General features: G+C 37.8%; 4 protein-coding genes. All 4 read left to right on the forward strand.

What is annotated here, in order from left to right:
* Positions 1-21 precede the first annotated feature (21 nt).
* The 4 genes from ACFQ13_RS08625 (at position 22) to ACFQ13_RS08640 (ending at position 17,998) form a co-directional block, all read left to right on the forward strand.
* The gene (locus ACFQ13_RS08625) at positions 22-1,803 is read left to right on the forward strand and encodes a T9SS type B sorting domain-containing protein (protein ID WP_386116269.1); all 1,782 of its coding nucleotides are present in this window, start codon (positions 22-24) and stop codon (positions 1,801-1,803) included.
* 452 nt (positions 1,804-2,255) lie between these two features.
* Positions 2,256-7,100, forward strand: coding sequence for a T9SS type B sorting domain-containing protein (locus ACFQ13_RS08630; protein WP_386116271.1), 4,845 nt, complete (start codon positions 2,256-2,258; stop codon positions 7,098-7,100).
* 226 nt (positions 7,101-7,326) lie between these two features.
* On the forward strand, positions 7,327-12,171 hold the full coding sequence (locus tag ACFQ13_RS08635; protein ID WP_386116274.1) for a T9SS type B sorting domain-containing protein: 4,845 nt from the start codon (positions 7,327-7,329) through the stop codon (positions 12,169-12,171).
* Positions 12,172-12,313: 142 nt separating this feature from the next.
* On the forward strand, positions 12,314-17,998 hold the full coding sequence (locus tag ACFQ13_RS08640; protein ID WP_386116276.1) for a T9SS type B sorting domain-containing protein: 5,685 nt from the start codon (positions 12,314-12,316) through the stop codon (positions 17,996-17,998).
* The last annotated feature ends 9 nt before the right edge of the window (positions 17,999-18,007 follow it).

The raw sequence follows: 18,007 nt of genomic DNA on the forward strand, positions 1-18,007 counted from the left end.
ACAAAATAATTAATAGCCCGTTTGAAACCAACACCATACATATTTACCTTACTGTTATGGGGAATGTCTTTAGCAATTTCCGCTCAGACCGTTACCTTATACGAGCAGTTTAATGGTCGCTACGATTATACAGCCATAGGAAATACGATGAATACGGTTGAAAATGGCGTCTATGGAATCTGTACGATGTTAAATACATCCTCTGCAAACTTAAGTCTTGATAACAACCAAAATATTGTTGCCGCCTATTTATATTGGGCGGGTTCTGATACAGGAGATTTTGAGGTTAGCCTTAACGGAATTCCCGTTAGTGCAGACCGCAGTTTTAGTGATGCCTTAGATACCAGTCGGGTCTTCTTTGCAGCATTTGCTGATGTAACGGCTATCGTTTTAGCACAAGGAAATACAGACTATACCCTTTCAGATTTTGATCTTAACAGCGTTATTGCTCCCTACTGCCCTACCGGAACCAATTTTGGAGGCTGGGCGCTCACTGTGATTTATGAAGATAGTAATCTTCCGCTTAACCAAGTTAATGTTTATGACGGCTTGCAAAGTGTGCCCGATAACTTAACGATTACCTTAGATAACTTAAATGTTTTAGATAACGAAAATGCAAAAATTGGGTTTATTGCTTGGGAAGGTGACAGCTCTATTGCGGTTAACGAACAGCTCACCATAAACGGCAGTGTTATTAGCAATCCGCCATTAAATCCTGCAAACAACGCCTTTAACGGGACTAATTCTTTTACAGGCGCTTCAAACCTATATAACATGGATATTGATGTGTATAGCATTCAAAACCATATTAATATCGGAGATAATTCTGCCACTATTGCCTTAACCTCTGGTCAAGATTTTGTGATGATCAACAATATTATCACTGTTCTAAACAGTCAGTTACCCGATGCGACTATAACCTTAGACAGCAATACCGTATTTTGTGGAGACCAAACTATAGAAGTGTTTTTTACCGTGCATAATACTAACAGTACGGGCATTTTACCGGCACTTACGCCTATTACCTTTTATGTTAATAATGTGCCATTGGCTACAACAAGCACCCTCAATGCTATTGCTATAGATGGAAGTGAAAGTCAATCGATTCTTATTGAAATTCCTGAAGACATTGGCGCCGTGGTAAATTTAGTTGCGTTTGTTGATGACGATGGTACCCAGCAAGGCAGCGTTACAGAATCTAATGAAGAAAATAACAGTGCCTCGGCCGCAATTGAGCTTTTATTAATTTCAGACCTTATCCAGCTGCCCAATCTGAATGCCTGCAATGAAGGCTTTGAAACAGCGACCTACAATTTGTATGAAGCTTTAACTACGATAGACTATACGATTGAAGACCTTCAGTTTTACCGCTCTTTAGAAGATTTAGAATCTGAAACTTTCCCGATAAGCATGCCGTCTTCATACGTAAATATTGACCCTGATGAAACCATTTACGTAAGGATGGAAACAAGCTTGTGTTATGACATTTATGAATTCAAGCTCACTACAGAGAACTGTCCACCTTATGTTCCTGAAGGGTTTTCGCCGAATAACGATACTAAAAACGACTGGTTTAACATCCAAGGGTTATACGATATTTTTACGGCCCATGAATTGCAAGTTTATAACCGTTATGGCGAACTTATTTTTGTAGGCGATAACGATACTCCATGGCAAGGCAGAACCAACAGAGGACTAAACCATAACGGAAATAAAGTTCCGGTTGGGACCTATTACTATATTTTATATCTGAACGATTCCGATTATAAACCGATGGTGGGTTGGGTCTATGTAAATTATTAAGAATGTTAAAATTTTAGCCCATTCATCTTATTTTTTTGGAAGTCCATTTCACTTCCCATAACTTTAAAATCCGTAACAATAGTTCTTGTTATTTCCCTCACTAAAATTTTAAAAAATCCCTCACTAATTTTTACGGTTTTAAGACCAAATTAAGACGGTAATAAGCCCTGTAATTTATATTTTACTGTGGTAAAAATCGCTATTCAGGCTAGGCTTTTTCCTACAAATCAAAGGATTAAGGCCTTATCCTTAGTAGCCAAAATTGACTCTTTTTTTAAGCATTTATCGACCAAATGCCCTTTTTACACGTTTAAACGTTAACTTTTCATGCGTTTCGTCGTATTTTTTTGTATTTCATCTTAATATCATCTACTTTTCCGCTCTATTACAGAACGTGTTTGAGTTGACTCCAAATCTCCCCTTCACTAAACTAAATTACTTAACCGCTATTAATGACTTATTTCAAACACTCCCTCAGCTTATTTATTGGCTTGATTTGCAGCATAACATTTGCTCAGCAAATCACCGTAGATAATTCAGTTTCCCCTCAAGATTTGATTCAAAATACCCTTATTCAAGGATGTGTTGAAGTCACCAATATTTCTTCGCCATTAAATGGTGCTTCTATCGGTATCGGTAGTTTTGGTTATTTTGAAAGTGGGACTTCAGATTTCCCTTTTGAACATGGAATTGTACTTACAACCGGTAATGCCAACTCAGCAGGAAACGGTCAGAACAATGACATCTTAAATGAAGGTTCTGAAACTTGGTTAACCGATAGCGACTTAGAATCGGCCTTAGATATTTCGGGTACGGTAAATGCGACCGCTATTGAATTTGATTTTATTTCAATTTCTAACCAAATTCAGTTCAACTATATTTTAGCCTCTGAAGAATATTATGGTAATTATCCTTGTGAGAATTCAGATGGATTTGCCTTTTTAATTCGTGAAGCAGGAAGTAACGCCCCGTATAGCAATATTGCTTTAATTCCTGGCACCGATATTCCTGTGAATACCAGTACCATTCATGATGAGATCGCAGGCTTTTGTCCCGCTTCAAACGGAAACTATTTTGAAGGTTACAATTTAGGCGACACCAATTATAATGGGAGAACAACCGTATTAACGGCTACTGCAACCATTCAACCTAATGTGCAATATCAAATTAAGTTGGTTATTGCAGATCAAAATGATCAAAACTATGATTCAGCAGTATTTATTGAAGGTAATAGCTTTGATGCTTCTGTAGATTTAGGAGAAGATTATGCTACTTGTGCCAATAGTGCAGATTTAAACGCTAGTATTGATAATCCTAATGCCACCTATAGATGGTATTTTAACGATAGCTTAATGCCAAGCGCAACCCAAGCAAACCTTACAGCTTTTGAATCTGGAAACTACCATGTTGAAATTTCCCTGCCTCTAGCGGACAACTCTTGTCTTATTGAAGATGATATAAACATTACCTTAAATACCACCCAAACCTCTGACCCTATTTCAGATTATTTATTGTGTGATGATATCAGTAACGATGGTACCGAAACCTTTGATTTGTCGCTTAAAGACGATGAGGTTTTAGCCTCTGTCCCAGACTCGACTTACAGTATTTCTTATCATTATAGTGCTGCCGATGCTGTTGATAACAACAATCCGATTACGACAGCCATTCAGAACACAGAAAACAACCAAACGATTCATGTTCGTATTGAAGATACCGTTAATGGTTGTTTAGCCTATTCAACATTTAACCTTGTGGTAAACGAGTTACCGGTCATCGCTAATCCTACAGCCCTAAACCTTTGTGATGCTGATAATTTAGCAGATAACCTTACCGCGATGGACTTAAATTTCTTAAAAGATGAAGAAATCACCTTATCGCAACCCAATCTTGTGGTGAGCTATCACAGTTCTTTGGAAGATGCTACTGCCGGAATCAATGCTTTTACGATGCCTTACACCAACACATCGCCTTCAGAACAGCTTTTTGTGAGTGTAAAAAATATAGAGACGGGTTGTATTTCTACCACAACGTTAGATCTTTCAGTTTCTGAAACCCCAGTAATTAATAGAGAATCTCATTATATTGACGCATGTGACACAGACCATGACGGTTATGCTGAGTTTGATTTAACGTCTATGACTCCGGTTGTTTTAGAAGGCTTAACAGGTGTAACTGTAACATTCCATGTTTCTGCTGAAGATGCTGATTTGGGCTTAAACCCTATTGAAGATCCTTCAAATTACACCAATGTAAATTTTGAAGAGCAAGTGGTTTATATTCGAGTAGAAAACGATGCTACAGGTTGTGCATCTACTACACCGATAGAAATTCATACTAACTTACTCTTAACTGCAACCAATATTAGAGATATCTATGCCTGTGATATTGATGATGACAACACCGAAGATTTTGATTTTGAAACCATTGCTTTAGGTATTATCAATGATTTAATTGATATTGAAATCACGTTTTATGAAACCGAAACCGACCAAATTAACGGTACCAACCCTATAGATGCTACCACGGCTTACACGTCTCTTTCTAATCCCCAAACCATTTACATTACCTTAGAGAGTCCGACGTGTATGGAATTTGCAAACTTCGATTTAATCTTAAATCCGATAACACAATTTGAATCGGTAGTAAGCTTAACGGTTTGTGATGAAGATCAAGATGGTTTTACCACCACGGATCTCTCGCTATTAAGTGGCGCTGTAACCAACGGGGAAACTGGATATTCTGTAACCTATTTTTTAACGGAGCAAGATGCCATTGACAATACCAATCCGTTACCTAACAATTACACCAATACAAGCAATCCGTTTACGCTTTTTCCTAGAATCACATTTTCTCAGACCGGATGTTACGACTACAATTCTTTTGAAGTTACCGTATTACCAGCGCCTGAAAATGAAAAACCTACAGACATCATTATTTGTGATGCTGATAGAGATGGCTTTTCTATAATCAACTTAAACCAGAGCATTCCTAACGCTATTCTTGCGACACCTAACAGAGCGGTTAGCTTTCATAACAGTTTAGAAGAAGCCCATTCTGGTGCCAATGAAATTACGAATACCACGAGTTATAACGCTCAAACCGAAACGGTTTATATGCGTGTGACCAATAGTAATACAGGATGTCATTCAGTAGAAGAGCTCGATGTCATCGTGAATACGCTTCCTTATGTGGGCGATTTAACAAACTATGTGGGAGAGTTTACTTATTGTGAAGATGAATCGGATGGTATCGGAGAATTTATTTTCGAAAATAAAGATACTGAAGCCTTAGACGGACAAACAGGAAAAGTGGTCTCTTATTACCTGACCCCTACTGATGCAGAAAATGGCACCAATGCTTTAGATAAAACAAGCATTTACGAAAACATCAGTAATCCGCAAGAGATCTACATCCGTGTTGAAAATATTACCGATGCGTCTTGTTATACCACCTCATCATTCAGTATTGAAGTGGGTACCAACCCGACTTACAATCAACCGTCAAGTTGGTTTGTTTGTGATGATGTTTCTAATGATGGTGCTGAAGAATTTGATTTTACAAGTGTTATTGAAGAAGTCTCAGCAGGGATACCGGATATCCAATCTGTAAAATTATTCACCTCAGCTGAAGACGCTAGAAACGGCACTAACGAAATTCCGCTTCAGTTTACCAACACAGTAAATCCACAAGAAATTTATGTTCAGATTGATAATGGGTCATTTTGTAAATCCGTAACCTCTTTTGTTGTTAACGTTATTGCGGTACCAGAAGTCGCTGCGATAGCCCCTTTAGTGGAATGTGACGATGATAACGATGGCCACTTGGTTTTCGATTTAACCGTTGCAGAGGCTAATATTTTAGACGTAAGACAAAATGATATCTCTATTAGCTATTATGCCAATTTTGAAGACTCAGAAAGCAATACCAACCCTATAACTAATCCAGAGGCGTATACCAACTTAACAAATCCACAAACGGTGTATATGAAAGTCACTAACAGTGTCTCTAATTGTTATGCAGCGCTTCCTATAGAATTAATTGTAAATCAAGCGCCTACCATTAATGACTTTGTAAGTTATACCACCTGTGCAAACGCAACAAATACGGTAGATCTTACAGCGGTTAACCTTGTAGCTGCAGATGTGCACTACAATGTATTATTCAGTTATTTCTCAAACGAGGCAGACGCCATAGCAAATACAAACGCTTTAGATACCAATTACGCGTACCAATCGCTGAATGAAACGCTATTTGTGAGAACAGAATACAGCACCACACATTGTTCTAGTTATTATGAGTTTAACTTAATTGTAAATCCGTTACCAGTTGCGCATCAACCAGAGGATTTAATGGCTTGTGATGATGATTATGATGGACTTTTGGATTTTGATTTAACCCAACAAAACGCAAGTATTCTAGGCAATCAGAATCCTAATTTATATACTGTAAGCTACCATAATACGGAAATCCAAGCGCAGGAAAACAATTCGGCATTAGAGATCTATTATATGGCTTATGATGGTGAAGTCATTTTTGCACGAGTAGAAAATAAGGCCACGGGGTGTTACAGCCTCACCTCATTTTCAGCCATTATTAACCCTATTCCGTTTATAGACTTAGGCGATCAGGTGATCTGTATTAACAACCTTCCTTTATTAGTCTCAGCAAACACTAATTATAGTAACGACACTTATTTATGGTCTACAGGAGAAACAACTCCAGAAATAGATATTACTGAAGTGGGTAATTATTGGGTAACCGTAACTTCTGAAGCGGGTTGTGAAACCACCAAATATTTTGGCGTTACAGAATCTGAAACGGCAACAATAGAAACTACGGAAATTATCGATTTTTCAGACCCTAATAATATTACGGTGACCATTAGTGGTATTGGTGATTACTTATACCAATTAGATGATTTTGAACCTCAAGAATCTAATCATTTTGAAAATGTAGCGATGGGTTACCATACCGTAAACATTATAGATTTAAACGGTTGTGCCAATGTCACTAAAGAGGTCTTAGTGGTGGATATCCCTAAATTCTTTACGCCTAATGGCGATGGCGATTTTGATACCTGGCATATTGTAGGTATTGAAACCTTACCAGGTACAGTGATTAATGTTTTTGATCGCTACGGAAAACACATCACCCAATTAACTGATACGTCTGCAGGATGGGACGGAATTTATAACGGTAAAGGCATGCCAACTAGCGAGTTTTGGTTTGTTGCAGATATCCAACGTGGAGGAATTGCTTTTCAAGTTAAAGGCCACTTTACTTTAAAACGCTAAACCACTTTCTAACTTTTATATTAAAACCTCTTACACCCCGTAAGAGGTTTTCTTTTTTTATACCAAATTAGCACCAGAAAACTGCTGCCCTACCTTAGAAAGACAGGGGCTTTAACACTTTGATTGACAAGGGCATTTTGAAGGTTTTTCCTATAAATCATTTTTTTTTCATAGATTTAGAAAAAAAAAGAAGCTTTTCTTTTAAACGCACTATGTACCCCATTCCATGAAAAAGAAAAGTACCCTCTTATTTCTTGCTCTATTTCTTTATCTATTTAGCTATGCCCAGCAAATAACAACCGACAACACACAACAACCTAACATACTCATTCAGAACCTTGTAGGAAGCGACTGTATTACCGTAGACAATATCGCGTCACCCGTTAATGGGCAATCCAATGCCATAGTGAGTTATGGTACATTTTATAAAGACAATTCAAATTTTCCGTTACAAAGCGGATTAATATTATCAACAGGACGTGTTAACTCTGCTGGTAACACTGTAATTTCTGAAGATTTAAATGAAGGCCAAATCGATTGGGGCACGGATCCAGATCTGCTAGACGTCGTGGGGATAGATCAAACCCTAAATGCCACGACAATTGAATTTGATTTTTCATCGCCAAATAACTTTATCGCCTTTAACTACCTCTTTGCTTCAGATGAATATCAGCAAGAATACCCTTGTAATTTTAAAGATGTCTTTGCTATTTTAATTAAAGAAGTTGGCTCGGCTGATCCTTATGTAAATATCGCGGTAGTTCCTGAAACGGCAACGGAAGTAAGTACCAATTCCATTCACCCCAATATCACCGGATTTTGCGAAGCGGAAAATGAGACTTATTTTGAAGGGTATAATGTTGGGGACACTAATTTTAATGGACGCACAGCAGTTTTAACAGCAAGAGCAGATATCATTGCTAATACCAGCTACCATATAAAATTTATTATTGCAGATCATATAGATCAACGTTTTGATTCCGCTGTATTTATTGAAGCTGAAGGCTTTGGAAACTCTATCGATTTAGGGCCAGACCAAAGTATTTGTGGTAGCGACCTAACCTTAGAGGCAGATATTAACAATCCGGCAGCAACCTATACTTGGTTTTTAAACGGAAATCCTATTGCTGGTGAAACTAACAGTAGCTTAGACGTTAATGTTTCTGGAACTTATGATTTAGAAATTTCCTTACCAACATCTAGCGGAACCTGTACCTTGAGCGATTCCGTAGAAATAGAGATTATTCCGTTTCAAGATGCAGCACCTATAGACACTTGGCTGGTTTGTAACCCCTTTGAAAGTGATGGGACCTTTACTTTTGATTTTACTGAAAAAAATGATGAAATCTACGCCAATCTGCCTTCCACAAATTACAACATCAGTTATCATCTTAGTTTAGAAGATGCTGAAAACAATAGCAATGCCATTGTTGGTCCTTATGTAAACACTGAACGCTTAGAAACGATTTATGTTAGAATTGAAAGTTTAAGTGGCGACTGTCTTCAAATTGGTTTGTTTGATCTGATTGTTAGCGACTCGCCTGATTCGTTAGAATACACTATTGATGTTTGTAACGGCGAACTGGTAGAACAAATATTTACTAGTTTAAATAACCTGAGTAATGTGGTTTCAAATTTTGACCTGAACACTACAGTTTATTTTTACCTTACAGAAGCCGATGCTTTGAATTCTGAAAATGAGCTTTCAGAATTTCCTAATTTAGAAAGTGAACCGGACCTCTTTTATGCTAAAATAGAAAGTGAGGCTTACATCTGCCCTTCTATAGTCCCTATTCATTTAGATTATATCCCACAGACTGATCTTGGTATAGACCGCTATGTTTTTGATTTATGTATAGATCCTAATTATAGCGAAGAAGAAAATGGTCAGAACTATGATTATGACAGTCTCGTGGTAGACCATAATTTAGATTTTGTTTTAGAAACCTTTGAAAACGATTACCCTGGCGCTTATGCTATAATTGAACAACTGATCGGTTCTGGTAATCCTAGAATGCATGCTACAAGTAGTAATCAATTTTCAATTCCTATCGCTGTAAGATATATTGATGAAAATTGTCCTGCACGAATTCCGATGGAAATTCATAAAAATCTACTCTTTAATATTTTTGGTCGTGGTGTTATCATTGAAGAATGTGACGATCCTTCAAATGACGGTCTTATAGATGTTTTACTTTCAGAATTAATTGAAGAGCTTAAAAGCGGTTACCATCAAATTGATCTTGTTTTATACGAAACTGAAAGTGATCGCGATAATCAAATCAATCCTTTAAACCCAAATACCGGCCTTACTTTAGCTCATGAAGCCGTATTGTACGCTCATAGCTCTCATAATGGTTGTACTTATGATTTTACGGTAACTCATTTTATAAATTCTGTCATTGACATTCCTCCAACAACGCTAGATTTTTGCGGTAACCTAGACCCTGTTACCAACTTGACCAGTATTGCCACTCCGGCTTTAAAAACAACATATCTGAATAATGCGAATATCGTTGGTTCAGTAAATTTCTATTTAAGTTATGAGGATGCTGTAAATGCAACCAATGAAATAACAGATACTTTTGAAGTCAGTGGCAACCAGCAGACTTTTTATTTACGTGTAGTGAATCAGTTTGCTGAAAACAATTGCCCTAGCATCACCACCTTAGAGCTCAATATAACAAGTGCCACAGAAGCAAGCGATCCGCAGCCGCTTATTATTTGCGACGATGATCAAGACGGATTCAGCACAATAAACTTAGAGGCGGTTATTCCTGAATTAGCCAATGGTGCTACTGATCTTGATTTTTCATTTTACGAAAACTACGATGATGCTGTAGCCAATAGCAACCCTATTAGTAATCTTAATCAATACAACACAGCAAGTATTGCTATTTTCATTAGAGCACAAGTTCAAGGTACCGATTGTTTCAGTATTTTCAACTACAACATTCAGGTGTATGCCAATCCGCAACTTCAATCTATAGCCGATTATATTTACTGTACGCCAGATGTAAATGCCGATCCTGATATACTTTTAGAAACCCAAGATTTCAGCATTATAAATGGGCAAACAGATATGCAAGTGCTCTATTTTGAAACCGAAAATAACGCTATAGACCGCATAAATGCTATTGATAAAGATGTTGCTTATCTCCCTATAACCAATCCACAAACAATTTTTGTTAGGCTCGAAAATGCCTTAGGAAATAGTTGTTACAAAATAGCACCAATGCAAATAGAAGTGCGTCAGGCCCCTATTTATACCGTCCCGACAGATGTTTTTGAATGTGATGTAAATAGTACCGGTTTTGTGACGACTGATTTAAGTGAAAAAATATTAGAAATTCACGAGGGAAGTCCGACGGAACTCAACATCACCTTTCATCTTACACCATTAAATGCTGAAATGGGTTCTAATGCCCTTCCGCTCAATTATACCTCGACGGCTAATCCGCAATTGATTTACGCTCGGATTTTAAATATCAACTCAGGTTGTTACGCTATTGAAACCTTTAGTATAAATACCTTAGCGCTTCCGGACGTCCAATATGGAAAAACATTAACCGCCTGTGCGAACAACAATGATTTTGCTTTAGAATGGAATTTAAAGCAGATAGAGCTCGAAGTTTTAGAAGGACGCCAATACAATATAGGCTTCACCTATTTCGAATCTGAAAACGATCTTCTGAGCAACAGCAACCCGATTTCAAATCCAGAAGCTTATACCAATATTACAGCTCCCCAAACCGTATACGCTAGAATTAATAATGCCACCACAGGGTGTTTTGATTATGTACCTTTTGAATTGATCATCAACAGTCCACCTGAAATCAATCCAATTTCAACCTATGCCATCTGTGCTAATCCTGAAAACAGTGTAGACCTCAACGAGATGACGTCCTTATTAGTAGACAATACCTATAATTTAGAGCTTCAGTATTTTTCTAATGAAAATGACGCACAGTCCAATACCAATCCTCTAAGTCTTAATCACATTTATACTAACACTGTTGAAATGCTCTATATTAGGTTAGAATATACCACCACACATTGTTACGCGATTCACCCAATTCAGCTTGAAATTTATCCGCTTCCTATAGCGCATACACCAAATGCTTTAGAGACTTGTGATGACGATACGGACGGCTATGCTTTATTTCAACTGGACCAACAGAATCCTGATATTTTAGGCAATCAGAATCCAGACGACTATACGCTGTATTATTACACCACAGCAGAAGATGCCATTGCACATACCAATGCTATAAACACCTCGTATAACGCTTATAATGGGCAAATTATATATGTAAGATTGGAACACAACAGTACAGGTTGTTTTGCGACAACGCAATTCGCTGTGACGGTCAACCCTATACCCTTCGCTGCCATTACAGATCAAGTGCTCTGTTTAAATGACGGGCCTTTAGTGGTCTCAGCTGATACTAATATTGCAACGGATACGTATTTATGGTCTACAGGGTCTAGCGCTTCTGAAATTGAAATCACTGAGGTAGGTACTTATACAGTAACAATCACCAATGCTTTAGGGTGCCAAAATAGTTCTACTTTTAATGTTACAGTTTCGGAAACTGCTGAAATTGATGTGGTAGAAACCGTAGATTTTTCAGACCCAAACAACATCACCCTTAGTGTTAATGGTATAGGTAACTACCTTTATCAGCTTAACGATGGCCCTTTCCAAAGTGCTTCCGTTTTTTACAATGTTCCTATAGGTCTCAATACTTTAACCGTTAGAGACCTCAATGGATGTGGAAACCTTAGTTATGAGGTTGTTGTGATTGACACCCCAAAACACATGACTCCTAATAATGATGGGGATTTTGATACTTGGCACATTACAGGTGTTGAAACCCTTCCGGGGACGGTAATTTCTATTTATGATAGAACCGGAAAACTGTTAACACAACTTCGTCACGATTCTCCAGGTTGGGATGGGCGCTACAATAACAGCAATATGCCGGCTGGAGATTATTGGTTTGTGGCCGATGTTATTCAAAACGGAGAACAATTTCAAGTTAAAGGCCACTTTGCATTACGACGATAAGCATTAAAACCTTGTTGTTCAACCTTTAAAAAGACAATTCATCATATAATATCCCCACTATTGGGGATTTTTTTATACTTTTTTACGACTTAAATTGCCTTGACTATTAGGCAACTCATTTCTTTAAAGGTACTTATTGTGTATGGTGAAAATAAATTACATATTCAGTTTAATCATTTGTTTTAGTGTTTGTGTTTACACCTATGGCCAACAAATTACAACTGACGATTCACTTCCTCTAGAGCAACTTATTCAAGACAACTTAGGTCAAAATTGTGTAGAAATTTCAAATATTGCTTCCACAGTAAACGGTTCTATTAACGGCTTTAATAGCTATGGCTTTTTTGAACGGGGCAACTCGGACTTTCCTTTTCTTAACGGTATTGTACTTACCACTGGTAATGTAAATTCTGCCGGAAACACCTTAAATGCAAGTCCGCTAAATGAAGGTGATGATGCTTGGCTGACGGATACCGATTTAGAAAATGCATTGGACATTTCTAATACCTTAAATGCAACCTCCATACAGTTTAACTTTATTTCTGTTGCCAATCAAATTCAATTTAATTATTTGTTAGCTTCAGAGGAATACCAACAAGAATATCCCTGTTTTTATTCTGATGGTTTCGCCTTTTTAATACGCGAAGCAGGGACCTCATACCCGTTTAATAATATTGCATTAATTCCCGGAACATCTACACCTGTAAATACCAATACCGTTCATGACGAAATTGAAACTTGGTGTTCTGCCGCCAACGAAGCCTATTTTGAAGGCTATAATGTAGGAGACACCAATTATAATGGAAGAACGGTAGTGCTTACCGCTACTGCTGCCATTATGCCCAATGTAGAATATGAAATAAAATTGGTAATTGCAGATCAAAGCGATCAAAACTTTGATTCTGCCGTATTTATTGAAGGGAATAGTTTTAATGCGAATGTAGACCTAGGCCCTGACATTTCCACCTGTGGGGATTCGGTGATGCTTAATGGTGATATTCAAAACCCTCAAGCCTCCTATCAATGGTATAAAGACGATACCTTAATTGATGGCGCAAATGCTAGTAATTTTGAAGCAACAGCTACCGGTTCCTACAAGGTTGAGGTAACCATACAACTTGGCAGCACGTCTTGTGTTATTGAAGATGTGGTGGACATTATCTTAAATTCAGAACAAGCCTCCACACAAATTTCAGATTTTATTTATTGTGATGATCCTTCTAATGATGGCGTTGAAACTTTTGATCTTACCGCTAAAAACAATGAGGTCCTGGCCTCTGTTCCGCCTTCAAATTACCTCATTAGTTATCACTACTCTAATGAGGATGCCCTAAATAATAACAATCCTATAACCACACCGATTGAAAATACCAGCTCACCACAACCCATATTTGTAAGAATTGAAGATGCTATTAACGGTTGTTTAGCTTATTCTACGTTTAATTTAGTGGTCAATCAGAAACCCGATTATGTAGATCCCGATCCCATCATTGCCTGTGAAGACCCAACTTTAGACGGTTATACGCTTGTGGATTTAAACCTTGCAAATGATCAGATCATCAACGGCAATAATAACCTCTATATCACGTATCATTACTCGCTTCCGGAGGCCGATTTAGGAAGTAATCCTATTTTTTCGCCTTACGCCAATTTCAACACTTCCGAAACGCTATATGTAAGGATATACGATAGTACAACAGGCTGTTATTCCACTACTACGATCGACGTTCAATTTCAAGATACGCCACCGATTAACCTCAACGATCAATGGGTTGGAGCCTGTGCGCCCGAAAGTGAAAATGGCTTAGAGACTTTCGATTTAACAAGTATTATTGACAGCGTTTTACAAGGTGCCACAGGTTTAGACGTCAGTTTTCATATCACCTTATATGATGGGCATAATAATATCAATCCCATTGAGGATCCTGAAAATTATCAAAATACATCGCCCTATTATCAGCTCCTTTATATCCGTGTACAAGATCCTGAAACAGGCTGTTATGCGGTAGTTAATTTGGAATTGTTTAGCAGTATTATTCAATCCGGATTTTCCCAAGATGCCGTTATCGTTTGCGATGATGTTTCAGACGATGGTATTGCCGATTTTAATCTTGTTGAGGTGCAATGGGATATTTCTAACGGGTATCCAGGATTTGATTTCTCCTTTTACTTGACGCCCGAGGATCGAGATAATTTAACCAATCCTATAGATAAAACCATTCCTTTTACGGTTTCTAATTACGGCACTACAATTTATGCCATTGCGAGTTCAGGGGTTTGTGAAGACTATATTGATATTGCTTTAGAAATTTCTCCCGCTATTGTGTTAAGTCCGCAAACGTATGACTATTGTGACGAAGATGATGATGGCTTCACCACCTTAATTATGGATACGTTTAATAGTACAGCAAGTCAAGGTGTGCAAGCGGCCAACGTAAAATATTACCTTACGGAAGAAGACGCTATTAATAATGAAAATATTCTACCCGATTATGTTTATAACAGTAGCAATCCGCAATTGTTTTATATCCGAGTAACCAACTCCCAAACGGAATGTTACGATATTTCTACACTCCAAGTTAATATTGTAGGGGCTCCAACCATTTTTTACCCTGAGGCCATTATTGTTTGTGATGATGATAATGACGGAAGCTCCACGGTAGATTTGACCTCTAAAATTCCAGAAATGGTTAGCGATACTAACGGGTTAAACTTTTCCTTTTATGAGGATTATAACTTAGCTTTAGAAGGTGCGCCCGAAGACGCCATTAGCAATGCAGATAACTTTACCACTGAAACGACGTATATCTATGCACGCGTAGCAAACGAGTCTAGTGGCTGCGCTAATCTTTCTGGCTTTTACGTTTATGTAAATACCATTCCTGAATTTATTCCGATTTCAAATTTTCAAAATTGTGAAGCTGATATTAGTGGGGTAGCCGACTTTTATTTCTATTTGAAGGATGAAGAAATTCTCAATGGACAAACAGGGAAACAGGTCTTGTATTTCGAAACCGAAGCCGATGCTATTGCGGGTACCAACTATATTGACAAATACACGGCTTATAACAATACTTCAGGTCCACAAACTATTTATGTCCGTGTAGAAAACCTCACCGACTCCAACTGTTTTGGGACCTCTTCCTTTGAATTAGAAGTTGGTTCCCTACCTATTTTCACACCTCCAACGGCATTTTTAGTCTGTGATGATATCAGTAATGACGGTGTTGCTAACGTAGATTTAAATGTAAAAATTGATGAAATTGTTACGGGAAGTCCAGAAATTTTAGAGGTCAGTTTTCATCTGTCTCAGTTTGATGCCGAATCTAATAGCAATCCTGTACCTTTTGAATTTACCAATACTACCAATCCTCAAGAGCTATATGCACGGATTTCTAACGGCACCTACTGTCAAGGAATTTCCGCTTTTGAAATCACCGTAATTTCAGCACCTGTTGTAAATCCATCAATACCTTTAGAACAATGCGACACCGATTATGATGGTATAGTCACTTGGGATTTAACCATTTCTGAAATTGATATTTTAGATGTGAGACAAGACAATATTGAGGTTTCCTATTTTGAAACTGTTGACGATTTAGAGGCGGATACAAACCCAATTATCACTCCACACAATTATCAAAATAGCACCACACCACAAACGGTTTATATTAAAGTTAATAATACCGTTAGCGATTGTTTTGTGATTGTTCCTTTAGATTTAATCGTCAACCTACCGCCTTTGCTTAATGATTTTGAAACGGTAGAAATTTGTGATCATCCTGCCGCCGAATTTAATTTTTCTAACGTAGACAGCTACCTTACAGATCTTACTACGGATCTCATTTTTACTTATCATAATAATCAGGGCGATGCAGAAACCAATAGCAACCCCTTACCGCCTATCTATAACTACACGGAAACATCGCATGCTTTTGTGGCCCGAGTTACAAATGCGCTTACCGGATGTTATAGCACCTATCCGTTTGATCTTATAATTAACCCTTTGCCGGTTGCAAATTTACCAGACCCATTAGAAGCCTGTGACGATGTGACCAACGACGGGTCGGCCTATTTTAATTTAGAATCTCAGACTTCAACAGTTTTAGGGACACAAAACGCCAATGATTTTGATGTAAGTTACTTTGAAACGCTCAACAATGCAGAAATCAATGAAAATCCTATTATTGAAACTAATGCCTATTTAGGAACAAACACACAAGTTATTTGGGTTAGAATTGAAAATAATACGACGGGTTGCTATAACCTTACGGAATTTATACTAAGAGTAAATCCACATCCTAACACGCCACAACCATTAGTGTATTGTGATACGGATTATGATGGCGAAACTCCTTTTGATTTAACCACAGCGCAAAGCGAACTCTTTGAAACAAGCAACCCTAACCATATTATTAGTTATTTTGAAACTGTAACCGATTTAGAAAACGATCTCAATGCCATTTCAAATCCTGAAAACTATAGCAATACGAGCAATCCTCAAACGGTTTATATCAAAGTTTTAGATACGGTTGCAAACTGCTATACTAGTGTCACGTTGGAATTATATGTCAACCTTCCACCACCAATAAATACCTTTCAAAGTATTGAACTCTGTGATAACGACACGCAAACCTTCGATTTAAACACAATAAATACTAGAATCGTGGATAGCAATTTTAACGTGCTTATTAGTTATTACGCCTCAGAAACAGATGCCATAACCCAGACCAACGCTTTAGAATCACCTTACACTTACACGGATTCCACCACCCAATTATTTGCACGTGTCGCCTATAGCACCACACATTGTTATGTAATTTATCCGTTTGAACTCCGAATCAATCCTGTTCCCTTGGCCCTTACTCCTGAAGACCTTGAGGTTTGTGATGACGATTACGACGGAGCGTTCAATTTTACATTACATACGCAAACTGCAAGTATTTTAGGATTTCAAAATCCCCTAAATTACAGTGTAACATATTTTAATTCGCTCTTAGACGCCCATGAAAACAGCAACCCCTTAGATGCCAATTCTTATATAGGCTATAACAACGAAATAATAACCGCACGTGTAGAAGACAATCTCACCCATTGTTATAGTTTGGTCAATTTTTCATTGGTGGTACACCGAAAACCTTATGTGTTTATACCAACACAAGTGGTTTGCATTGATAACCTCCCTTTAATCGTTTCCGCAGAAACCTTTTTCGATACAGATCAATATTTATGGTCTAACAATAGCAGCAATTCTAGTCTAGAAATTACAGAAATCGGAACATATGCTGTTACTGTTACTTCGGAATTTGGATGTACCACCACAAGTACTTTTGAAGTTATAGAATCGGCATCGGCCACAATAGAACTAACAGAAACTGTAGATTTTTCAGACCCTAACAACATCACGATAACCATTAGTGGTATTGGCAATTACCAATATATATTGGATGATGGAGAACCACAAGACTCCAATACTTTTGAAAATGTAACCTTAGGCTACCACACCATTACGGTAATAGATTTGAATGGCTGTGCTGAAGTGACTAAAGAAGTGGTTGTGGTGGATGCCCCGCCTTTTTTCACACCGAATGGCGATACCCATCACGATACGTGGCATATTGTAGGAATTGAAACCTTACCAGGAAGTAAAGTCTATATTTTTGACCGTTACGGCAAGCTCATCTATCAATTAAATTCGGAATCTTCCGGCTGGGATGGCACTTATAACAACCGTAATATGCCGGCTAATGATTATTGGTTCTTAGCCGAAATAAGACAAGGCAACACCTCTTTTGATGTGCGTGGTAATTTTGCTTTACGACGGTAAAGGGCTCAA

This window comes from Winogradskyella rapida, from assembly GCF_042675845.1.
Lineage (GTDB): Bacteria > Bacteroidota > Bacteroidia > Flavobacteriales > Flavobacteriaceae > Winogradskyella > Winogradskyella rapida.